Source organism: Cellulomonas sp. P4_B5_2 (assembly GCF_056402235.1).
In genome coordinates, this window is the sequence record NZ_JBFUHU010000110.1 from 1 (window position 1) to 21,233 (window position 21,233).

Sequence of the window (21,233 nt, forward strand, 5' to 3'; positions counted from 1 at the left end):
GGTGTCGACGGACGCAGGAGCGACGGGGCGTAACGCCGCGCCGCGCTCACGGCCGAGCTGCGCGCGACGACCTGCGGGGGCAGCGACGACGGCGCGGCCGCGGCGTACCTCGCGGTCGCGCGCCCGAACTGCACGAAGCGCCGGGCGGCGACTGGTTCGGCGACGACTCCGGACCCGACACGGAGCTGGGGTTCGAGTTCGCATGATCACGCACGTCGAGCAGCGCGGAGCGGTGCCCACCGTCCTGGACGGTGAGGCACTGGCTCCCGCGCTCATCGCCCAGGAAGCCCAGGCGCTGCTCGTGCGGCTCGGGAGCCTGCGCCCGTTCGTGATGACCGAGACGATGGTGCTGGCCGCCGCCCTGCCGTACGAGGCGCACCGGGCGATCGAGCACTTCCTGCACTCCGGCCGCACCACGCTCCGTCACCAGGTGGGGGCGTTCCTCGAATGGCTCGACGGCCCGGGCCGGGAGGCGCCCGCGTGGGAGCAGCAGCGCAGGTTCGTCGCCATCCGCATGCGGTTCAACGACGTGCTCTCGCAGCTCGACCTCTTCGCGGAGGTCGTCACGCAACGCAGCGAGCAGGGCACGGGCGTCTGGCTCTCGGGTCTCGACGGGCTCGCCCGCGACGCGGTCCAGGTGCCGGGGTCCCCGGTGCCCCCACCTCCGCTCGTGTGCTACCTGGCGCGCGGCCCCGGTGCGGCCATCCGCCGTGCACGGACCCGGCTCCCCGGGGGGCGGCTGTCGCCCGTCGCCATCATCCGGGTGCCCCGCGAGCGCATGGTCGGGCACGGCGTCGCGTCCTCGCTCGTGCACGAGGTGGGCCACCAGGTGGCTGCGCAGCTCGACCTCGTGCCGTCGCTGCAGGCCGAGATCGACCGGCGAGCGGCGCGCGGGGACAGCCGCGCGTGGGCCGGCTGGCGATCCACGGTCTCCGAGTGCATCGCGGACCTGTGGTCCGTCGGCAAGCTCGGCATCTCCTCGACCCTCGGGCTGCTCGCGGTGGTGAGCCTGCCGCGCGCGCTGACGTTCCGCCCACCGCGCGGAGACCCGCACCCGATGCCCTACGTGCGAGTCCTGCTGTCGGCGGCCGTCGGGATGACCCTGTACCCGCACCCCCAGTGGGCGGCTCTCGTCGCGGCGTGGAAGGCCTGCTACCCGGTCGGCGACGTCACGCCCGAGGTGCAGGAGGACATCGCCCGGCTCGAGCGCACCGCGCCGGCGATGGCGGAGCTCATGGCCGCCCACCGACCGCCCGCGCTCGGGGGACGCAGCATCGCCGACGTGCTGCCGCTCGGGTCGCGCACGCCCGAGAGCCTCGTGGCGCGGTTCCAGGCCTGGGGCGACGACCTCGGCGTCCTGGCCCGTCAGCCGCCGAGCCTCGTGTTCGCCGTCATGGGCCAGGCCCGTGCGGCCGGGCTCGTGGCCCCGCGCGCCGAGTCGGCCCTGCTCACCGACGTGCTGTCCGCCTGGGCGGTGCGCTCGAGCATCGACGTCATGCAACGTCCGCACTCCACCCTCGCACCCCTGCGCCCCGCGACGCCGGTCGCGGACAGCGCCCAGCCCTGAAGGGAACACCATGGTCCAGATCAGTAACCCGCAGCTGAAGTCCAAGGGCCGGGTCGTCATCGACGTCGCCGACCTCGACCCGAAGGCCGCCTACCACTTCGTCCTGCGCGGCCCGGCAGGGTTCGACCCGCTCGGTCGGGAACCGGACAAGGGCAAGACGTCGACGCAGCTGAGGTTCGAGCTCGCGAACGCGCCGACCGGGGCCTACCAGCTCATCGCGTTCGAGCGCGACGGTGAGGAGGAGATCGAGGTCGCCGAACGAGCCTTCCACCTGCTCGGCGCCTCGGACCCGGTGGTGAACGACCCGCCGGCCACCCGCGTGCAGCTCGACCGGACGCGGACGGTCCCCACCGAGGACCAGGTGCTCACCGACGAGATCCTGCGGGTGACGTCCGCGCGGAGCTTCCCGGAGTACCAGGACTTCGTGGACGCGGCGCTGCTGCGCGAGACGGGCGGGGCGTTCTCCCCGCAGGCCTACGACGTCATCATCCGGGCGACGCGGGAGTTCCTCGAGCTCGACACCACGGACATCATCGACGTCGGCGGACGCTTCCTCGTCAACGGTGCCCTGCCGTACCTGAACAACGTCGCCTCCCGGTTCCGGGACGTGCGCGGGGGTCTCGAGAGCACCGAACGCGTCTCCGACATCGACGAGACCCTCCTCACGGCACCCGCACCCGTGGAGCTCATCTGGTCCTACTGGAACGAGGAGGCCGGGGTGCCTCAAGCCCTGAACCACATCCTCGCCCGGTTCCAGAACCGCCGGCTGCCGGGKGGCATCGAGCCGCTGGCGCGGTTCTCGCTGAGCTACCTGCGACCGCTGCGCAACCTGCTCTTCACCTGGGGCGACCGGGAGATCGACCGTCTGACCGTCCGCCGGCGGGCCGCCGAGTACCAGTACGAGTACGGGCTCGACCTCATCGGACGCGCCGTCCCCGACTCGGCCCGCTACGTCGAGCGCCGCAGCCGGTTCCTCGAGTCGTTCCACACGCTGCTGCACGAGGCGCTCGTGTTCTACCGGCTCGACGACGACACGACGGTCGTGGCCAACGCGTTCCCCGTGCTCAACGCGCTGCGGGACACGCACCTGGTGCTCGCGGAGGGTGCGGAGAACCAGTTCGACGGCGTGCCCCTGCAGTCGCGCATCGAGATCCTGGCAATGCAGTACATCCTGGCGCAGTCCGAGATGCGGGACTTCCTGGGCGGGCGGCCGATGGTCCCGTACGAGGAGGCGTGGATGGACCGCGTCGACACCATGCGGTCCCTGTACGGCTGGGGCGACGCGAGCGTGACGCACTTCCACGAGCTGGCGGTGCACGGCGAGGCGCTCGTGATGAGCGTGCGCTGGGGCGACTGGAACGCCATCGGTCTGAAGGCCGACTCGGCCGCCAACTGGGCGCGGCTGATGCGCGACGCGGTCCAGCGCTACGTCCACGCGTACCGCTCGGTCACCGGGGTCGACCTGCAGCTGGGGGTCGACGCCACCATGCCGGCGTTGCTGCTCGCGCGGCGCAACCGGACCCGCGCCCGGGCCTGAGGCGGTGCGCGGTGCTCGACCTGACGTCGTCGCTGTTCCTCGGCCTGCGCCACGGGTCCGACGAGCTCGGCGGGTGGGCGACCCTCACCACCGGGCGCGCAGCGGCGCTCGGTGAGCCGGACCTCGCACGCCGGGTGGCGGCGCGGGTGGCGGCGAGCCAGGACGCGGCCGCGGGCGTCGTGCACCGCTCGGCCCTGCACGCGCTGGTCGACGTCGTGGACGTGCTCGCCCCCACGGCGGTCGTCGTCGACGCGCACGCGTACCCGCTCGTCGGGCTCGCCGCCGGGTCGGCGGCGGCTCGTCGGGGCGCCACCGTCCGGACGTTCGCCCACCACGACGTCGGAGACGCCCGTCGCGTCCTGGCGGGATCCGGCGCGCGACGTCCCGTCCTGGTGACCGACGGGTGGTGCGTCGGCTGCAACCGGCCCGCGCCCCTGGCCGACCTGGAGAGGGCCATCCTCGCGCACGGGGGCACGCTCGTCGTCGACGACACGCAGGCGTACGGCGTGCTCGGCCACCGCTCCGGGCACGGCGGCTTCGGGCTCGACGGGGGTGGCACCTGGCGCTGGTCGGGCGGCCGTCCGGTGTCCGCCGTGCAGGTGGTGTCCCTCGCCAAGGGGCTCGGCGCGCCGGTCGCGGTGACCACCGGGCCACGACCGCTCGTCGAGGAGCTGAGGACGCACGGGACGCGGTGGCACTCCAGCGCGCCCACCTCGGTGGACCTCCTTGCCGCCGACCGGGCGACGGCCCCGCGACTGCGCGACGAGCTGGCTGGCCGGCGGCGACGCCTGTGGAGCGTGGTGCTCGCGCTGCGCGACGGGCTGCGGCGGCTCGGGCTCATGGTGGCGGGACTGCCCTTCCCGCTCGTGCACGTGCGTGCTCCGTCGGCCGACCCGGTGCGGCTGGTGCACGGCCTGGGCGCTCGGGGGATCCGCGGGCTGGCCCTCGCGCCCGGTTGCCATCCGGCACCGACACTCACCTTCGCGCTCCGGTCGGACCTCACCGACCGCGACGTGCGCACCGTGCTCGCAGCGCTGCGCGAGGTGCTGGCGCAGGAGGTGGCGGCGTGATCATCGACGCGCACTGCCACGCAGGTCTGGGGGACGTCATGCCCGACCCGCTCGGGCGGTCCGCAGACGCACCGTTGCGTCGCTACGCCACCAGGGCCGCACGCGCAGGCATCACCCACACGCTCCTGATGGCGCCGCCGTCGGAGGACTACACGGTGGCGAACCGGGCCGTGGCACGCCTGGTCCGCGGTGCACCGCACCGGTGGACCGGGATCGCGTTCGTCGGCACGCGGGCGGACGCGGGCCGGGTCGCGACGATGGTCGGGACGGCCGTCGACCGGTGGGGCTTCCGTGCGATCAAGGTGCACTGGCGCGACGGCGACATGACCGACGAGGTGGCCCGCGTCGCGCAGGCCCGCCGCCTGCCCGTGGTCCACGACCCCGGCGGCGACGTGCAGCAGGTCGACCACTTCTCGGCCCGCTACCCCGACGTCGCCTGGGTCATCCCCCACCTGTCGTCGTTCGCGGACGACTGGCGCGCGCAGGTCCGGCTGACCGACCTGCTGGAGACCCGACCCAACGTGTTCACCGACACGTCGGGCGTCCGATACATCGACGTCCTGGTCGACGCCCTGCGTCGCGCCGGCGCGCACAAGGTCCTGTTCGGCACCGACGGGCCCTACCTGCACCCGGCCGTCGAGCTGGCGAAGGTGCAGGTCATGCGCCTCACGCCCCCGGCGCGCCACCTCGTGCTCGCCGGCAACGTCCAGCGCCTGGTCGCCCGGGTGCGCCGCAGCACTCCCATCCCGCACTGAGCACCCCGGAGGAACCGATGTCCACCGTCGCCGCTTGGACCGTCCCCACCTCGCCGTCGCCGTCGACCGCGCACCAGATGCTCCCCCACCCGGCCATCCCCGCTGGCGGCCCGCAGCACGCGTACTCCGGGCCGGGCATCGCCGAGATCAAGCCGCACAACCCGACCGGCATCCGCGACGGCCTGCGGCAGCTGCACTCCCGGCGCAGGACGTTCCGGCGGGCGCACGGCAAGGACCCGGACATGTACCTGATCACCTACTGGCACCGTCCCGGCGCGGCCCCCACCCGAGTCACGTTCTTCCTGCTCAAGCCGCTGAAGAAGCACCTGCCGGACGCCCCGCGCCGGACCGGTGACGCGCGGTCGTGGCTGGCGTCGCTCGGCGTGTGGAACCGGCTCGGCAGCCCGGTGGACCTGCCCGGTCACTCGGCCCGGTCGTGGGCACGCGCGATCGGGCCGGCCGCGCGCGGTCTGCTGGTGGAACCGCTCGCCCGCCGGGCGTTCTTCGCCCACCCGGGGTTCCGCGGACGCGCGACCGACCTGGCCCCGGCCAAGCAGTCGCAGATGCAGGGTCCGGACGTCTACTGGCGTGAGCTCGCCGAGTACCTCTACGAGCTCGCCTCGGAGCTCGGGTCGGTCGACCGGGCGGCCTGACCGCGATCGAGCGCCGCGGTGCGGTAGTCGAGCGCGCGACGGCTGACCCCGAGGAGGTGCGCCGCGGCACTGCTGCCGCCCGCGAGGTCGAGCGCAGCACGCGTCGCGACGTCGGCGGTGCGCGCCTTGAGCTCCTTGAGCCCGACCCCGGCACGCAGGGCGTCGCGCACGGCCCCCTCGAGCCCCTGCTCCCACCGAGCGGCGGGGTAAGGCGAGCCGTCGGTCGACCCGACCGGCCTGTCCTCGGGGGGCAGGTCACCGGGCGTCACCGGTCCCTCGCCCACGTGGCGCGCGGCTACCCGTGCGGCGACCTGGCGCAGCTCGCGGACGTTCCCCGGGAACTCCCGCTCCTCGAGCGCCGCCGCCACCTCGGGAACGACGTCGGGTACACGGCCGTCGGCGCACTGCTCCGCGAGGAAGTGCCGGAACAGTGGCACCACGTCCTCGCGCCGGGCGCGCAGCGGGGGGACGTGCAGGTGGGAGGCCGCGAGGCGGTGGTACAGGTCGGCCCGGAAGCCGTCCGCCTGCAGGTCCCGGTGCGTCGCGGCGACGAGACGGAAGTCCGTGCGGCGCCGGTGCGTGCCGCCGACCGTCTGGTACGTCCCCTCCTGGACCACCCGGAGCAGCGCGGCCTGCAGACCCGTGGGCAGCTCGCCGACCTCGTCGAGGAACAGGGTCCCCCCGTCCGCGCGGGCGAACGCGCCCTCGTGCGCGGCCGTCGCGCCGGTGAACGCACCCCGCTCGTGCCCGAAGAACTCGCTGCCCGCCAGCGTCGGGACCACGGTCGTGCAGTCGATGAGCACGAGGTCACCGCCGGACCGGTGAGGGTCGAGCCGGTGCACCAGCCGCGCGGCGACCTCCTTGCCGACCCCGGTCTCGCCGGTGAGCAGGACCGGCGAGCGGGAGAACCGCGCGACCTCCACCAGCTCGCGCAGGAAGTCGCGCCAGCAGGACGACGAGCCGACGGAGGTCGCCGTCACCTCGCCGGAGGTCACCAGCCGGTCGACGGCCTCCCACCGGGTGAGACGCTCCAGGACGGGGACCAGGTCGTCGTCGCCGTCGAGGTGCACCACGTCCGCCGCGCCGCGGGCGAGCAACGTCCAGGGATCGACCCGGACCCCGGGCAGTGCAGCCACGAGCACCCGACCCGACGCCGTGTCCGGCCAGACCGTTCCCCCCGACGAGGTCGTCTCCGAGAGGACCACGACGCCGGGCGCACCGTCGGGCCACGCGGCCGGCGCGCGCGCGTCCGCGTCGCGGAGGCCGGCCGCGAGCAGCCGGGCGCGCAACCGTGCAGATCGCGGCGACGAGGCGAGCCGGAACCATGCCATGGTGCCCCCCGGTCTGCACCCACGGGCACATGCCGTGCCGCGGGCACCGCGCCGGACCAGCCCCCGGACAACACCACGACACCGTGGCCACGGCGATCGCGCACCTGCCCGGCCCACGGCCCGCGACGCCCACTGCGCCGGACCCGCCCGCGATGCCGACCGTCTGCAGCACCACCGAGCCGGGTCCGAATTGTCCCGCTCGACGAGTCTGTTTGCCCGGCACACCACCGTCAAGGATCCGCGGTCCAGAGGTCCGCTCAGCGCCAGATCGAGTCGAGGGGCCAGTAGGTGAGGCTGCGCAGCCGGGGTCGGCCGTGCTCGGAGACCAGCGACAGTCCCTGCCCGTCCCCCGCGGGGAACGCCAGCATCGTGCCGGTCAGCGCGCCGTCGTCGACGAACACCTCCACCGAGGACGCGTCGACCAGGAGGTGCAACCGGACGGTCCCGTCTCTCGGACGGTAGGCCGCCGAGCGCCGCACGGCGAAGTCGGCAAGCACGCCACCCGTGCGCTCCAGGTAGATCTGGCCACCGTCGGCGGTGGTGTAACCGACCTCGACAGACTCCTCGACGAGCCCGTCCGCCCCCCGGCTCTCGAGCACGCGCAGCCCCACGCGCCCCGCGTCACCCGTCTCGATCTCGGCCTCGAGCTCGTAGGGCGGACCTCCCAGCGGGAGCGGTGTGTCGCGCTCGATCGCTCGGGAACCGATCCGCACGGGCTGCCCGCGAAGGGACGCGAGCTCCGCCGCGGGAGACTGCACGAGGCGGACCTGCCCGCCGACGGTGCGCAGACCGAGGTCACGCGGCACGCTCATCGCATTCGTCCACGGTCGGGTCGGGGCCTCGTACGGATACCGCCAGTTCCCCATCCACCCGATCCACACGCGGCGGCCGTCGGGCGCCTGCTCGTAGGACTGCGCGGCGTAGAAGTCCTGACCCAGGTCGGTCAGCTGAACAGAGTCGTGAGGCACGGACGGGTCCCGGGTGAAGGTGGTCCCGTCGAAGTCGCCGACGAAGTACTGCGCGGTGGACCCGCCTGTGGCGTCGCTCGCTCCCACGGACACCGTCAGCACCCACCGCACCCGATCGGGGTCCCCGTCGACCTGCAACGGGAAGAGGTCGGGGCACTCCCAGACCGCCGAGTGCAGGCCCTGGCCGCGGCCGAAGCGGCTGAGCTCCACCCATCGCAGGAGGTCGGGCGACGCCAACAGCGTGACCTCGTCACCGGTGCTCACCACCATCACCCAGCGCCCGGTCGGCTCGTGCCAGAACACCTTCGGGTCACGGAAGTCCACCCGGCCACCGTTGGCGACCACCGGGTTGTCCGCGTACCGCTGCCAGGTCAGTCCGCCGTCCGACGAGTACGCCAGGCTCTGCGACTCGCCGCCCACCGTGCTCGTGTACACGGCGACCAGTCCTCCCGGCGGGCCACCGAACAGGCCGCTCGTATCCGCGGCGTCGACCACGACGCTGCCCGAGAGCGCCTGCCCGAGCTCATCGTGCTGCAGCGCGGTCGGCAGCGTCGTCCAGTGCACGGCGTCGGGGCTCACCGCGTGCGCCCACGTGCCGTCCTGCTGGTGGAACAAGTGCCACCGCCCATCGTCGTGGACGAGCCCGTCCGGGTCCGCCAGGCGCCCCTCCGGCGGGGAGTAGTGGAACTGCGGACGCCAGCGCTCGGTGTACGGGGTCGACGGTGACGGGGCGGGGCGGCCGTCGTCGTCGCCACCGGAGCACGCGCACAGCCCGAGACCGAGCGCGACCATCGCCGCCACGACGCGTCGCGCGCGTGCACGCCAGGTGACCCCCGCCGGGGCGGGGGTCACCTGCGAGCTCGACTCCGGTCGGTTCAGGGGACCGGCCTGGGGTCGGGCGCCGGATCGACCGGCTGTGCCTTGTTCGCCGGGATGTCCCCGTACGCACCCAGCCCACCGTCGCCGTAGCTCTGGTCGACCACCGCGGACGTCCCCGCGATCGACAGGTGCACGGTCGGGGCCAGCGTCCCGCCACGCCGCACGTCGGGGTTGCCGATGGCGTCGATGAACGACTCCACGAGCCCGTTCGGCATGACGTAGTGCGAGTAGGCCTGGAACGTGTACGGCGACTGGCCCTCAGCCGGCATGGCCGAGGTGCCGATCCCGTAGTTCAGGTTGGTCGGGTTGCCGAGCGCGAGCCCGCTGCCCTCGTTGAGCGGCTGGAAGTCCGACCGGATCCCGTTGCCGACGAACCCGTAGACACCGTCCGGACCGTCCATGTACCAGAACCGCGGATCGGTCGAGTCCACCCCGGGCCCCCGAGCGAAGGTGCTGCGGTGGCTGATGGTGAACAGGTAGTACTTCCCGTTCTGCAGGTAGATCTGCGGCCGTTCGGTCTGGTCGTTGACGCAGTTGCCGGACAGGATCGGCGGGAGGAACCGCCACTGGGTCAGCGCCCTGTTCTCGGCGACCGCCAGCCCCACGTTGGCCATCTGGAAGTTGGCGCCGTTCGCGGTGACCGTCGCCGGGTCCTCGGCGTACGGGTCACCCTCGCGGTACCCCAGATCCTCGGCGGTGCAGGTCACGGAACCGCGCTGCCCTCCGGTGTTGCCCTCGAAGACCATGTACGTCTTGCCCGGGTGGGCGGGGTCTTCGAAGGTGAACGGGTCGCGGAAGTTGACGAACGGGTTCTGCTCCTTGGTCTGGTAGTACGTGCCGTCGGGGACGAGGAGCTGGTGCTGGTCGCGGAAGCCCGTCATCCAGACGCCGTTCTCGTCGGCGAACAGACGGCCCTCCGTCTGCACGATCCGCGGGTCCGCCGGCTTGATGTCCTGGTCGTTGGCGTCCCGGTAGAACGCGACCGCGGTGTAGAAGAGCCGCAGCTTGTTGCCCTCCATCAGCCGCGTCGATCCCGACCACTCGGTCACCGTGGTGAACGACTGGTCCTCGAAGATGGCACCGGCAGCACCGTCCGGGAAGACGTACCCGCCGTAGATCCAGCCACCGTTCTCGGGCCGCTGCTCCTTGGGCACGTCCGCCTTGCGGTAGAAGAAACCCAGGCGCGCGTGGGTGTGCCGGGCGTCGAAGGTGTAGCCCGCGGCCGGGTCGGCGGTCAGCGAGAAGATGACCTCCCAGCCCTTGAAGCTGATCTGGTTCGCCGCACCGTCAGTCAGCGTCCAGGTGTCCCACACCCAGACCTGCGTACCGTCCGGCTCGGTGAGGATCGGGAAGTCCTGCGGGATCGGCGGCATGGAGTACTCCGCAGGCATCGAGTTCTCCCCCGCGGGAGCCTCGGGGTCGGACATCGCGCGCAGCTGGAGCGCGTCGGCGCGCGTCCACCTGGCGGTGAAGCTCTCCTCGGGGTCGTAGGCCCGCTGACTGTGGATGGAGGGCGCCGGGTACCCCGGCAGCCGCAGCACGGAGACGTCACCGTCGTCCGGGGCGGGCGCCGCCACCTCGGGGGCAGGCGTCGTGGGCTCCGCGGTCGTCGCAGGCGTCGACGTCGACGTCGGCGTCGGGTCCTGGCTCGTGGTCGGTGTGCTGGTCAGGTGCTCGAGTGACGGCCCGGTCCTCCCCCATCGGCGACAGGGTAGGCACCGCCGATTCGCGCTTGTCAAGGCTCCATCACAGTTTGCCGTGACAACCGTCACCTACCGGTTGACGACCTCTCCGACGAGGTGTACGCCTGAGGCTTATCGGTCCGCACGACGGCAGCGCAGCCGCCTCCCGGGCCCTCCGCGGCCGACACATCCCGGCCGCCACGAGCGTTCCGCGCTCCCCCTGCAGCGCGCACCGACGCGCCGGACCGCTGGAAGGAGAGCAGCGAACGCGCCGCCGACGGACGGTGGCACGAGCTCCGGGTGGGCGCCCCTGCGCGGCGCACACCACCTCGGGTTGACGACCGATGCACCCCCATCGCGACCTGGCGCGCTCAGCGCGCCCGCGCCGGCAAGGCACCGTCTGCCGACGCACCCGACGAGGACCTGGAGCATCATGAAGCCTCCGACGACAGGACGCGGTGCCCGAACGGGCGCACGCGCAGCGATCCTCGGGATCGCACTGACAGCACTGACCGCCGGCTCGCTCGCGAGCGCGGCTCAGGCGTCACCCGGGCAGAGCGTCACCACGTTGCGTGACACCAACGCGATCACGCTCGCCAGCACGTTGACCGGCCGCAACGTCACCGTCCGCGCGGCCTCCTTCACCGGTGCGGCCGTCCAGGCCGGAATCTTCGCCGACGCCGGGTTCGGCGCCTTTCCGACGACGGGAGTGGCGCTCACGTCGGGCTCGCTCATCGACGCGGACCCCGCCTCCGACGAGGACGTGGACTTCACGAGGTCCGCGATCCTCGGGCCGAACAGCTCGCTGACGACGACGGGCGATCTCGGCGGGAGCGGTGACGAGCCGCTCAGCGCCCTCGTCGGAGCCACGACGTACGACGCGGCGACCCTCTCGGTCGAGGTCGTTCCGCAGGGTCGCCGACTCCTGCTGACCTACGTGCTCGGTTCGGAGGAGTACGCCACCTGGGCCGCGACGGGGTACCGCGACGCGTTCGCCGTCTGGGTCGGCGGCACGCCGTGCTCGTTCGTCCCTGGCTCGGACACGCTGGTGGGCACGGACACGGTCAACGCCGCGACGAACAGCGCCTACTACGTGGCCAACTTCGAGCCGAACGATCCCGGCGCCGTCGGCCACGACACGGAGATGAACGCCTTCACCGTGCCGTTGACCTGCACCGCCGACGTGACGCCGCGACAGCCTGTCACGGTGCGCATCGCGGTCGCGGACACCCGTGACGGGCAGCTCGACACCACCACCCTGCTGCAGTCGTCCTCGTTGCGGTCCACGCAGCTGCCCAGCCAGCTCGGCACGTTCCTGTGCCGGCTGCTCCCCTGGCTGCCGTGGTGCTCGGGCGAGGAAGGCACCGTTCCGGGGATCGCCGGCCCTCGGGGTGGGATCCCGTTCTGATCCGGCACGAGCCCCTCCCGTGGAGCGATCCACGGGAGGGGCTCATCGCGGTTCGGCCACGGACACTTGACGTCGGGCGAATCTGGGGGCATCCTCACTCCAGGTGTTTAATCGATTTAGCACCCCGGCACTGATCGGGCAACTCACGAGGGAGTGAGGTGTGACATGGCGCGAGTGCGGATCTCGGACGTCGCCGCCGCGGCCGGCGTCTCCACCGCCACGGTCTCGTTGGTGCTCAACGACCAGAACGCGCGGATCCCCGAGAGCACCCGGGAGCGGGTCCGGCGTGCGGCGGCGGAGGTCGGCTACACCCCCAACTCGGTGGCGCGCGGCCTGCGGACCCAGCGCACCCGCACCATCGGCCTGATCTCGGACAGGATCGCCACCACGCCGTTCGCCGGTCGCATGCTCTCCGGTGCCCAGGACGTCGCCCGCGAGCACGGCTACCTGGTGTTCCTGGTGGACACCGACGCGGACCCGACGGTGGAGCGCGACGCCATCCGGGCCCTGGCCGACCAGCAGGTCGACGCGATGATCTACGCCTGCATGTGGCACCGGGTGGTGGACGTCCCCGCGTCACTGCCGCGCCGCAGCGTGTTCCTCGACTGCCGCCCGGCTCAGGGCGGCTACCCGGCCGTCGTGCCCGACGACCACGCCGGGGGTGTGGCGGCCGTGCGCGAGCTCGTCGCCGCCGGGCACCGCCGGATCGCGTACGTGGACGTCGACGAACCGCACCCGCCCGTCGCGTCCCGCCTGCGGCACGACGGGTACCTCGAGGTGCTCGCCGCCGCCGGGATCGAGCCCGACCCGGCGCTGCACGTCCGCGGTGACACCTCGTCCGCGGGCGGACGACGAGCCACGGACCAGCTGCTCGACCTACCCGAGGACCGCCGTCCCACGGCCCTGTTCTGCTTCAACGACCGCATCGCCGCCGGGGCCTACGTCGCGGCGCACCGCCGGGGACTGCGCATCCCGCAGGACCTGTCCATCGTCGGGTACGACGACCAGCAGCTCGTCGCGGCGGACCTCGACCCCCCGCTGACCACCGTCGCGCTGCCGCACTACGAGATGGGCCGGTGGGCGATGGAGGTCGCCCTCGGCATCAGGACGCCGGACGACCCCGGCGCCCCACACCTCATGCCCTGCCCGATCGTCGATCGGGACTCGGTGGGTCCGCCGCCGGCCACAGCTGCGAGCGACAGCCGGCGACGGACCTGACACGCAATCCCCAGCGACCACCGTCGGTGGTCGTGGAGCGATCGTATCGGTGTCGGCGGCATCAGCCCTGGCACTCTCCGCCTGCGGACAGGCAGGTCAGGGCGACGACGGCTCCGGTGACGGACCCCAGGAGCTCACGATGTGGACCCACTCGGCGGGCAACCCTGCCGAGCTGGAGGTCTACAGCAAGATCATCGACGACTTCAACGCGTCGCAGGACAAGTACACGGTGGTCGAGGAGTCCTTCCCCCAGGGGGCCTACAACGACGCCATCGTCGCCGCGGCCGCCGCCGGCGACCTGCCGTGCCTGCTCGACATGGACGGCCCGATCGTGCCCAACTGGGCCTGGGCGGAGTACATCCAGCCGCTCGACCTGCCCACCAGCATCACGGACAACCTGCTGCCGACCGCGGTGGGCACCTACCAGGACAAGATCTACGCGGCCGGCTACTGGGACGCGGCGCTGTCGATCTTCGCCCGCAAGTCGGTGCTCGACGCCAACGGCATCCGGATCCCGACAATCGAGGAGCCGTGGACCGTCGACGAGTTCGACGACGCGCTGGCCACGCTGAAGGCCGCGGGCTACGAGACGCCCCTGGACATCGGCGCAGAGGACAAGGGCGAGTGGTGGTCGTACGCCTACTCCCCCATGCTGCAGAGCGCCGGCGGCGACCTCATCGACCGCGACACCATGCTCACGGCGGACGGCGCCCTCAACGGGCCGGAGGCGGTCACCTTCTTCACGTGGTTCCAGGACGCCTTTGCCAACGGCTGGGCCAGCAACTCCGGCACCATCGGCAACCAGGAGTTCAACGACGACGTCGTCGCGCTCAGCTACACCGGCGTCTGGAACGCGATGGACTCCCTCGAGGCCGTCGGTGACGACCTGCTGATCCTCCCGCCGCCGGACTTCGGCGACGGCCCGAAGATCGGTGGCGGGTCCTGGCAGTGGGGCATCTCGTCCACCTGCGACGCCGCAGACGGTGCGCGCGAGTACCTGGAGTTCAGCTTCCAGGACAAGTACATCGCCGAGTTCAGCGACAAGCAGGTGGTCATCCCCGCGACCGCGGCCGCCGAGGAGCTCTCCGCCAACTTCGGTGAGGGCGACCCGCTGCGCCCCTTCGTCGAGCTCTCCCAGGCCTACGCCCTCGCCCGTCCCGCCACCCCGGCGTACCCCGTCATCTCGAGCACGTTCGAGAAGGCGGCGAAGGACATCATGAGCGGCTCCGACGTGCAGTCGACCCTCGACGGAGCGGTCCAGGAGATCGACACCAACATCAAGTCCAACGACGGCTACGGCTTCTGAGCCGTCCTGACCGGCGGGGGCAGCACCGCTGCTGCCCCCGCCCGATCGGACACGCGCCATGACCTCTTCCACCACGTCCGTCGCGCCTCCGCGACCACCGGACGCCCCCGTTCGGCGGCGTCGGACCTCCGCCGGCGCCCGCGGCGAACGCCGCTCCGGGCTCGCGATGGCCGCACCGGCTGCCGTCCTGCTCGGCTTGTTCCTCATCGTCCCCGTGCTGCTGGCGTTCGCCCTGTCGTTCACCAACGCACGGCTCATCTCCCCCAACCCGCCGCGGTTCGTCGGCCTCGACAACTTCGTCCGGGCGTTCACGCAGGACCCCGTGTTCCTGCGGTCGGTCCTCAACACGTTCCTGTTCGCGATCGTCGTCGTCCCCGTGCAGGCCGGCCTGGGCCTGCTCCTCGCGGTGCTGGTCAACCAGAAGCTGCGCGGCGTGACGTTCTTCCGGATCGTCTACTTCATCCCGGTGGTCACGTCGATCGTCGTGGTGTCGATCCTCTGGAAGTTCATGTACCAGCCGACCGGGCTGATCAACTCGTTCATCGACACGGTCACCTTCGGGGCGCTGCAGGGCGCGGACTGGCTGAACAACCCGAGCACCGCGCTGCCGGCGATCATCGTGCTGTCGATCTGGCAGGCCGTCGGCTTCCACATGCTCATCTGGCTGTCGGGGCTGCAGACCATCCCCGACGAGCTCTACGAGGCAGCCCGCATGGACGGCGCGGACGCCTGGGGTCAGTTCAAGAACGTCACCTGGCCGGGTCTGCGCTCGACCATGATCTTCGTCCTGGTCACCATCACGATCGCGGCCCTGGGCCTGTTCGTGCAGATCGACGTGATGACGCAGGGCGGCCCGCAGGACTCGACGACGACGATCGTCTACCACGCGGTCCGCAAGGGGTACCGGGAACAGGAGACCGGCTACGGCGCCGCGATCTCGCTCATCTTCTTCGTGCTGGTGCTCGTGATCGCCCTCGTGCAGCGCTTCGTCACCCGAGAGAAGGACTGAGCCATGACCACCGCCACCGTCTCCCGGCTGGACCGCACGGAGCACCAGCAGCGCCGCCGGCGCCGTGTCTTCTCGTACGTCGCGCTAGTGTTCTTCGCCGTCGTCTTCCTCTTCCCGCTCGTGTTCATGTTCGTGTCCAGCCTGAAGCCGGACGCGCAGATCCTGACCGACGCCCGCTCCCTGGACGCGTTCCTTCCCGTGGGTGACATCAGCCTGAACAACTACCGGGACGTGTTCGACCGGGTGCCAGTCGCCCGGTTCATGCTCAACTCCGTGCTGATCACCGCGCTGATCGTGGTGCTCGGGCTGGTGGTGAACAGCATGTGCGGGTTCGCGCTGTCGCGGCTGGAGTGGAAGGGCCGCGGTGCGGTGCTCGCCGTCGTCATCGCGACGCTCATCGTGCCCTTCGAGACGATCGCGATCCCGATGGTCTACTGGGTGTCCAAGCTGCCCACCCTGGTGTTCGAGGGCGGCGTCCCGAAGTACGACTTCGGCTGGCTGAACACCTACCAGGTGCAGATCATCCCGTTCATCGCGAACGCGTTCTCGATCTTCCTGTTCACCCAGTACTTCTCGACGATCCCGAAGTCCCTCGACGAGGCCGCGCGGATCGACGGCGCCGGCTGGTTCACCATCTACCGCAAGATCGTCGTCCCCCTGGCCGGCCCGGCGTTCGCCACGGTCGCCATCCTCACGTTCCTTCCCGCCTGGAACTCCTACCTGTGGCCGCTCATGGTCGTGCAGGAGGAGAGCCTGCGCCCCGTGATGGTGGGGATGCAGTACTTCTTCCAGCTGAACCCCGCCTGGGGCGAGGTGATGGCCTATACGACCCTCATCACGCTGCCGGTGCTCATCGTGTTCCTCTCGTTCCAGCGGGCCTTCGTCAGCAGCGTCGCTGCCAGCGGCGTCAAGGGCTGACCCCTCGTACCCCTCGGACCCCCGCCGGAAACGGCGTGAAAGGCAGACATGTTCACCCTTCCCGAGTCCTGGGTGTGGGACTTCTGGCTCGCCGACGACGGCGACCAGTACCACCTCTTCTTCCTCTACGCGTCGCGTGCGCTGCACGAGCCGGACCGTCGTCACTACCGGGCCTCGATCGGGCATGCGGTGTCGTCGGACCTGCAGGACTGGACCCGCGTGACGGACGCGCTGGTGCGCAGCGACGCTCCGGCGTTCGACGACCTCGCCACGTGGACCGGCTCGGTCGTGCGGCACCCCGACGGCACGTGGTTCCTCTTCTACACCGGCTCGACACTCACGCCGGCGGGCAACGTGCAGACGATCGGGTACGCCACGTCGAACGACCTGATGACGTGGGACAAGTCCCCCGACAACCCCGTGCTGCGCGCCGACGGCGAGTGGTATGAGGTGCTGGCCGACGGGCAGTGGCACGACGAGGCGTTCCGCGACCCGTGGGTGTTCGCGGACCCGGACGGTAACGGCTGGCACATGCTCGTCACCGCCCGCGCACGGACAGGTCCGGCCGACGACCGCGGTGTCTCTTCTCGTGCCTGGCGACGGACATGTCTGCGGCCGCCGTCGCCACCGGGGCGACGGGAGGCGTGTGGGCCACGCCGGCGGCGAGCCTGCTCGGTCCGTACGACGTGGCCGACGCGCACCAGGCGACCGACGACACCCTCTACAGCGGGCGGCTGGTCCRCCGCCGTGCCGACGGCCAGTGGGTCCTGATGGCCTTCCACCACACCGGAGCCGGCGGCGGCTTCGTCGGCGGCGTCAGCGACCCCCTGCCCGTGAGGTGGGACGGCCGCCGGCTGGAGGTGCTGGACCCGGTGCCCACCGACGTGCGGTGACCAGCACCCCGACCCGGATCGAGGAGAGGCGAGTCGATGGCGACTCACGACCGAGCTCGACGGACCGACGGGGGCCTCACGCGGCGGCGGGCAGCGATCGCGCTGCTGACCGTCGTCGTGGCGGCGGCGGGTGCGGCCGGCCCCCGGCAGGCCGCACCCGCGCAGGCGGCCGACGTGGCTGACACGTACCGGGCTCGGTACCACTTCACGGTGCCGGACCACTGGAAGAACGACCCGCAGCGACCGGTGGTGATCGACGGCACCACGCACTACTACTACCTGTACAACGCCGACTATGACGACGCCGTCGGCACCGCCTGGCGCCTGGCGACGACCACCGACAACGTGGTGTTCCACGACCAGGGGGTCGCCGCGCCCAAGGCGACCAACGCCAACTACGACCTGTGGTCCGGGTCGGCCGTGGTGGACACCGCCGGGACGGCAGGGTTCGGCGCAGGCGCCGTGATCATGCTCGTCACGCAGATGGACCACCCGACGCCCGCGCAGATCCTCGACGCCTCCGGCCCACAGGCGCAGTTCCTCTGGTACTCCACCGACGGCGGCCGGAACTTCCGGCCGTACGGCGAGGCGCCGGTGATCCCGAACGGGGGTCGCCGGGACTTCCGCGACCCGAAGATCGTGTGGGACGCCGATCGCGGGCGGTGGGTGGCTCTGATCGCCGAGGGCCAGAGGATCGGCTTCTGGACGTCCCCGAACCTGCGGGACTGGACCCGGGTCTCGGAGTACGTGAACACCGGCCTGGGCATCCTCGAGTGCCCCGACCTCTTCCAGATCCGGGCGGACGACGGCACGCTCCGCTGGGTCATGGGCCTGAGCGGCAACGGCTACCTCACCGACTCCCCGAGCACCTACGCGTACTGGACCGGATCGTTCGACGGCACGACCTTCGTGCCCGACCAGCCCGATCCGCAGTGGCTCGACCACGGGTTCGACTGGTACGGCGCGGTCACCTGGCCCGACCCCGCGAGGCCCGAGCAGGACCGGCGGTTCGCCGTCGGCTGGATGAACAGCTGGTCCTACCCGTACACCACCCCGACGTGGGCGGCCGACGGGTTCAACGGCACCGACTCGATCGTCCGGGAGATCCGGCTGGCCCGGACCGGGAGCGGCTACTCCCTCCTCTCCCAGCCGGTCGAGACGCTGGACCGCCTGGCCACCTCCGTCACCGAGCTCGGCACGGTCCGCGTGGACGGGCACGTGCCGCTCGACTACCGGGGCGACGCGTACCAGCTGGAGACCGACATCAGCTGGACCGACCTGGAGAACGTCGGGCTGCAGCTGCGCCGGTCCGCCGACGGAAGCCGGCACGCCGACGTGGGCGTGTTCGGAGACACCACCTACCTGAACCGTGGCGGGACCGGGAACCCCGACCCGTCGGGCGAGAAGTGGGAGAGCCACGCGCCCTTCGACCCCGCCGCCGACCGCGTGCACCTGCGCATCCTCGTGGACCGCACGACCATCGAGGTGTTCGTCGACGACGGGCGCTACGTGCACTCCAGCCAGGTGTTCGCCGAGCCCGCGGACACGGGGATCGCCCTGTACTCCGCCGGGGGCGTCGCCATGTTCTCGAACCTCACGATCACCGAGCTCGGCGTCCCCGACCAACGGCCCGCGCGCGTGCTCGCCGGCTTCGAGGGGTCCGGCTGGGGGTCCGGCTGGACCGCGACCGGCAGCTTCGACGGCGCCGGACCGACCACCGGATCGCTCCCCGGCCAGGTCGGCCGGCAGGTGCTCGACACGTTCGTCGGTGGGGGCGACCCCGCGACGGGAACGATCACCTCTCCCCCGTTCACGATCGACCGGCGGTACCTGCACCTGCTGCTCGGGGGCGGGGACCACCCGCTGGGCGTAGAGCCGGCGACGTCGGTCAACCTGCTGGTCGACGGCCTGCCGGTGCGGACCGCGACAGGCCGCGACGAGGGGACCCTGCGACCTGTCCGCTGGGATCTGGGCGATCTCGCCGGCCGACAGGCCCAGGTGCAGGTGCTCGACGACGCCACGGGCCCCTGGGGGCACCTGATGGTGGACCAGATCGTGCTCAGCGACTAGCCGTCAGGCGGGCTCGGCCCGGCGGTCGAGCGGGTCGAGGACGTCCAGCTCGTCGCCCGGACGGGCGGGCGCGTGGTGCTCCGACGGTGCCCCTCCTCGGCCCGCCAGCAGCACCTCAGCCGCGTGGTCCGCCAGCGCGAAGCCGGCCGAGCCGTACAGGTGGAACACCGCGTCCGCACCGTGCCGCTGGAGCTCGGCGACGTCGTCGTCGTACCGCGCGACCGCGGCCACCTTGCCGGTGAAGCCGGCGGCCTGGAGCCGGGCCAGGGCGATGAGGTTGGCGTTGTGGAACGGCATGGCGAGGACGGCCATCTTGACCCGACCGGCGCGCTGCACGCGGTTCCAGAACTCGAGGTCGGTGGCGTCGGCGCGCACGACGTCGTAGCCCTCGTCCTCGAGGGCGAGCACCCGGGTCTGGTCGTGCTCGACGCCGACGACGGAGAGGCCGTACTCGTCGCGCAGCCGCGCATAGGTGGCGGCTCCGACGCGTCCGAGGCCGAGGACGAGGGCGTCGGCGTCGCCGACGTCCACCAGGCGGTCGTCCGGGTGGAGCCGGTCGCTGTCGCGCGCCGGGAGCAGGCGCGACAACCGGGAGGCCAGCTCGACGCCGCGCCGGTTGACGATCGCGGACAGGCCGAAGCTGAACGCCACCGCGAGCGAGAACACGACCACCCACTGGTCGTCGAGCAGGCCCGTGCTCGCTCCGACGGCGACGACGATGATCCCGAACTCGGAGTAGTTGGAGAGCACGAGGCCGGCCAGGAACGACGTGCGGCGCCGCAGCCGCATCAGCCACAGGACGCCTGCGTAGGCGGCCACCTGGAACGGCAGGAGCAGGAGCAGGAGCAGCCCCAGGCCGATCTCGAACAGGTGCGGCGTGCCGTGCAACCCGATCTGCACGAAGAACGCGACGAGCATGAGGTCCTTGAACGTCATGAGCGAACGCGACAGCTCGCCGGCCTGCGGGTGGGACGACAGGAGCACGCCGACCACGAGCGCCCCGACGTCGCCGGCGATGCCGACCAGCTCGAAGAGCCCGTAGCCGAGCACCACGGCCACCGCGACGCCGAACAGCGCCTGCAGCTCGCCGTGGCCCACACGGTCCCAGATCCGGTGCAGCACCCAGCGACCCGGGATCAGCAGGAAGAGCAGCAGGGCCCACGGGCTGGGCGGCTCACCGCTGGACAGCGACAGGAAGACCACGGCCGCGACGTCCTGCATGACGAGGACACCGACAGCGATGCGGCCGTACAGCGAGGTCGTGTCGGAGCGGTCGTCCAGGACCTTGACGACGAACACCGTCGAGGAGAACGACAGGGCGAACCCGACGAGGGCGAGCGCGCCGAACGACTCGTCGGCGATGTACCCGAACCCGATCACCGCGAGCAAGCCGAGGAAGCCGAGCGCCATCGCGACGCTGATCGCCAGGTGCACGACGGTGGTGAGCCAGATCTCGCGGCGCAGCAGCGTGCGGACGTCGAGCTTGAGACCGATGGCGAACAGCAGCAGGACGACCCCGAAGTTCGCGATCGGCTCCAGGTACGGCAGCGTGGGAGCTCCGCCGGCGCCCAGCGCGAAGCCGGCCGCGAGGAACCCGACCAGCGGCGGCAGGCGCAGCAGCACCGCGAGCAGCCCGCCGACCAGTGCGGCGCCGAGGTACAGGGCAGCAACTGCCATGAGGTCCCTCTCGCGCCGGCGGTGGGTGGTGACTCCCTATCTTGCCCGCTCGGCGGAGCGCCCTCGTCGGGTGTCCGCTCAGGCGAGCAGGTGCGCGAGGTCCTCCGGGTGAGTCGTCGGCCGGTCGCACACGAACCCCCGGCACACGTACGCCGCCGGGACGCCACCGACCATCGGCCGGTCGTGCAGGAGCGGCGGGACGTCGTCGCGCCCGCCGGGCTCACCCACCGCCACCACCAGGCCGGGGGCCGCGGACGCCAGCGCGCGGTGGTGCAGCGCCGCGGTGCGCGGG

The 21,233-nt window shown here is 71.9% G+C and carries 17 protein-coding genes and 1 pseudogene; 13 read left to right on the plus strand and 5 right to left on the minus strand.

The window, feature by feature from the left end:
- Positions 1-202: 202 nt before the first annotated feature.
- The 5 genes from AC1DUQ_RS09810 to AC1DUQ_RS09830 are packed head-to-tail and all read left to right on the plus strand — an operon-like array spanning position 203 to position 5,582.
- On the plus strand, positions 203-1,567 hold the full coding sequence (locus AC1DUQ_RS09810) for a hypothetical protein (protein ID WP_477062225.1): 1,365 nt from the start codon (positions 203-205) through the stop codon (positions 1,565-1,567).
- A 10-nt stretch (positions 1,568-1,577) separates the two neighbouring features.
- Complete coding sequence (locus AC1DUQ_RS09815) at positions 1,578-3,104, plus strand: hypothetical protein (protein ID WP_477062226.1); 1,527 nt, start codon at positions 1,578-1,580, stop codon at positions 3,102-3,104.
- Positions 3,105-3,115: 11 nt separating this feature from the next.
- Complete coding sequence (locus AC1DUQ_RS09820; RefSeq protein WP_477062227.1) at positions 3,116-4,174, plus strand: hypothetical protein; 1,059 nt, start codon at positions 3,116-3,118, stop codon at positions 4,172-4,174.
- Positions 4,171-4,929: an amidohydrolase family protein gene (locus AC1DUQ_RS09825; protein WP_477062228.1), complete on the plus strand. Its 759-nt coding sequence runs from the start codon at positions 4,171-4,173 to the stop codon at positions 4,927-4,929. The genes AC1DUQ_RS09820 and AC1DUQ_RS09825 overlap by 4 nt, the downstream gene beginning before the upstream one ends.
- Positions 4,930-4,946: 17 nt before the next feature.
- The gene (locus AC1DUQ_RS09830; RefSeq protein ID WP_477062229.1) at positions 4,947-5,582 is read left to right on the plus strand and encodes a hypothetical protein; all 636 of its coding nucleotides are present in this window, start codon (positions 4,947-4,949) and stop codon (positions 5,580-5,582) included.
- Here the strand turns inward: AC1DUQ_RS09830 and AC1DUQ_RS09835 are convergent.
- The 3 genes from AC1DUQ_RS09835 to AC1DUQ_RS09845 form a co-directional block, all read right to left on the minus strand.
- Positions 5,537-6,913 (minus strand): sigma 54-interacting transcriptional regulator, encoded by a 1,377-nt coding sequence (locus AC1DUQ_RS09835; protein ID WP_477073722.1) that lies wholly within the window; start codon positions 6,911-6,913, stop codon positions 5,537-5,539. The genes AC1DUQ_RS09830 and AC1DUQ_RS09835 overlap by 46 nt on opposite strands.
- A 257-nt stretch (positions 6,914-7,170) precedes the next feature.
- Positions 7,171-8,733 (minus strand): glycoside hydrolase family 32 protein, encoded by a 1,563-nt coding sequence (locus AC1DUQ_RS09840; RefSeq protein WP_477073723.1) that lies wholly within the window; start codon positions 8,731-8,733, stop codon positions 7,171-7,173.
- A 23-nt stretch (positions 8,734-8,756) separates the two neighbouring features.
- On the minus strand, positions 8,757-10,337 hold the full coding sequence (locus tag AC1DUQ_RS09845; protein WP_477073724.1) for a glycoside hydrolase family 68 protein: 1,581 nt from the start codon (positions 10,335-10,337) through the stop codon (positions 8,757-8,759).
- A 538-nt stretch (positions 10,338-10,875) separates the two neighbouring features.
- On the opposite strand from AC1DUQ_RS09845, the gene AC1DUQ_RS09850 reads away from it, so the two are divergent.
- The 8 genes from AC1DUQ_RS09850 (at position 10,876) to AC1DUQ_RS09885 (ending at position 19,264) form a co-directional block, all read left to right on the plus strand.
- Entirely contained in the window at positions 10,876-11,850 is a 975-nt protein-coding gene (locus tag AC1DUQ_RS09850) for a choice-of-anchor L domain-containing protein (protein WP_477062233.1), read from the plus strand.
- A gap of 165 nt (positions 11,851-12,015) precedes the next feature.
- A complete protein-coding gene (locus AC1DUQ_RS09855; RefSeq protein ID WP_477062234.1) occupies positions 12,016-13,068 on the plus strand; it encodes a LacI family DNA-binding transcriptional regulator in 1,053 nt (350 codons plus the stop codon).
- A gap of 139 nt (positions 13,069-13,207) precedes the next feature.
- Positions 13,208-14,374, plus strand: coding sequence for a sugar ABC transporter substrate-binding protein (locus AC1DUQ_RS09860; RefSeq protein ID WP_477062235.1), 1,167 nt, complete (start codon positions 13,208-13,210; stop codon positions 14,372-14,374).
- Positions 14,375-14,432: 58 nt separating this feature from the next.
- Positions 14,433-15,383 (plus strand): carbohydrate ABC transporter permease, encoded by a 951-nt coding sequence (locus AC1DUQ_RS09865; protein WP_477062236.1) that lies wholly within the window; start codon positions 14,433-14,435, stop codon positions 15,381-15,383.
- 3 nt (positions 15,384-15,386) lie between these two features.
- Complete coding sequence (locus AC1DUQ_RS09870) at positions 15,387-16,301, plus strand: carbohydrate ABC transporter permease (protein ID WP_477073725.1); 915 nt, start codon at positions 15,387-15,389, stop codon at positions 16,299-16,301.
- A gap of 48 nt (positions 16,302-16,349) precedes the next feature.
- Complete coding sequence (locus tag AC1DUQ_RS09875; RefSeq protein WP_477073726.1) at positions 16,350-17,072, plus strand: glycoside hydrolase family 68 protein; 723 nt, start codon at positions 16,350-16,352, stop codon at positions 17,070-17,072.
- Positions 17,072-17,194 (plus strand): hypothetical protein, encoded by a 123-nt coding sequence (locus AC1DUQ_RS09880; RefSeq protein ID WP_477073727.1) that lies wholly within the window; start codon positions 17,072-17,074, stop codon positions 17,192-17,194. The genes AC1DUQ_RS09875 and AC1DUQ_RS09880 overlap by 1 nt, the downstream gene beginning before the upstream one ends.
- Before the next feature lie 36 nt (positions 17,195-17,230).
- The gene (locus AC1DUQ_RS09885) at positions 17,231-19,264 is read left to right on the plus strand and encodes a glycoside hydrolase family 32 protein (protein WP_477062239.1); all 2,034 of its coding nucleotides are present in this window, start codon (positions 17,231-17,233) and stop codon (positions 19,262-19,264) included.
- A gap of 3 nt (positions 19,265-19,267) precedes the next feature.
- On the opposite strand, the gene AC1DUQ_RS09890 is transcribed toward AC1DUQ_RS09885, so the two are convergent.
- Entirely contained in the window at positions 19,268-20,941 is a 1,674-nt protein-coding gene (locus AC1DUQ_RS09890) for a cation:proton antiporter domain-containing protein (RefSeq protein ID WP_477062240.1), read from the minus strand.
- Positions 20,942-21,019: 78 nt separating this feature from the next.
- Positions 21,020-21,233, minus strand: a pseudogene (locus AC1DUQ_RS09895) (N-acylglucosamine 2-epimerase); the annotation flags it as partial.

What these genes read in the sequence shown, in the direction of transcription:
- AC1DUQ_RS09810 (WP_477062225.1), top strand. Translation starts at nt 203, where the DNA reads ATGATCACGCACGTCGAGCAGCGCGGAGCGGTGCCCACCGTCCTGGAC.
- AC1DUQ_RS09830 (WP_477062229.1), top strand. Translation starts at nt 4,947, where the DNA reads ATGTCCACCGTCGCCGCTTGGACCGTCCCCACCTCGCCGTCGCCGTCG.
- AC1DUQ_RS09835 (WP_477073722.1), bottom strand. Translation starts at nt 6,913, where the DNA reads ATGGCATGGTTCCGGCTCGCCTCGTCGCCGCGATCTGCACGGTTGCGC.
- AC1DUQ_RS09850 (WP_477062233.1), top strand. Translation starts at nt 10,876, where the DNA reads ATGAAGCCTCCGACGACAGGACGCGGTGCCCGAACGGGCGCACGCGCA.
- AC1DUQ_RS09855 (WP_477062234.1), top strand. Translation starts at nt 12,016, where the DNA reads ATGGCGCGAGTGCGGATCTCGGACGTCGCCGCCGCGGCCGGCGTCTCC.
- AC1DUQ_RS09860 (WP_477062235.1), top strand. Translation starts at nt 13,208, where the DNA reads ATGTGGACCCACTCGGCGGGCAACCCTGCCGAGCTGGAGGTCTACAGC.
- AC1DUQ_RS09865 (WP_477062236.1), top strand. Translation starts at nt 14,433, where the DNA reads ATGACCTCTTCCACCACGTCCGTCGCGCCTCCGCGACCACCGGACGCC.
- AC1DUQ_RS09870 (WP_477073725.1), top strand. Translation starts at nt 15,387, where the DNA reads ATGACCACCGCCACCGTCTCCCGGCTGGACCGCACGGAGCACCAGCAG.
- AC1DUQ_RS09880 (WP_477073727.1), top strand. Translation starts at nt 17,072, where the DNA reads ATGGCCTTCCACCACACCGGAGCCGGCGGCGGCTTCGTCGGCGGCGTC.
- AC1DUQ_RS09885 (WP_477062239.1), top strand. Translation starts at nt 17,231, where the DNA reads ATGGCGACTCACGACCGAGCTCGACGGACCGACGGGGGCCTCACGCGG.
- AC1DUQ_RS09890 (WP_477062240.1), bottom strand. Translation starts at nt 20,941, where the DNA reads ATGGCAGTTGCTGCCCTGTACCTCGGCGCCGCACTGGTCGGCGGGCTG.